General features: G+C 71.8%; 1 pseudogene. It reads left to right on the top strand.

Features of this window, described 5'->3' with window-relative positions:
- Window positions 1–36 precede the first annotated feature (36 nt).
- Window positions 37–531 (top strand): annotated as a pseudogene (locus CCN51_RS52110) (hypothetical protein); the annotation flags it as partial.

Consider the following 531-nt stretch of genomic DNA (forward strand, 5'->3'; position numbering starts at 1 on the left):
GCCACGGTTCAAGCCGCTCCGGCGGTGCCCGCGTCGGTGGCCGGCGTCGATCCCGCCGTGGCGCGGGTGCTGGCCGGCTTCGCGGAACTCGATGCCGCCTCGATCTCCGGGCTGTTCGGGGTCTACCAGCGCATGGGCGCCTTCCAGCGCCCCGGCGAGCGCCACCGCGGCGAGGAACTGCGCGGCAGCCTCCAGATCCGGGACAGGTTCCGCCGGCTGCACGAGGCGGTGCTCCAACTCTTCGTCGGCGCCGGTCTGCTGACCCGCGACGGCGACCAGTTCACCACCACCCCCTCCGTAACCGACCTGGCGGCCGGCTGGCGGGCCGAGTTCGACCGCGTCGCGGCCGAGTATCCGGACGTCGAGCCCACCACCGGCCTCAACCGGGAGTTCCTGGAGGCCTACCCGCGGATCCTGCGCGGCGAGGTGGTGGCCACCGAGATCATGTTCCCGGACTCCTCGATGGAACTGGTGCGCAACCTCTACCGGGGCAACCCGCTCACCGACTTCTTCAACGAGCTGGTGGCGGAC

Origin of the sequence: Streptomyces milbemycinicus, from assembly GCF_002154605.1 — a bacterium.
In the GTDB taxonomy this organism is placed as follows: domain Bacteria; phylum Actinomycetota; class Actinomycetes; order Streptomycetales; family Streptomycetaceae; genus Streptomyces; species Streptomyces milbemycinicus.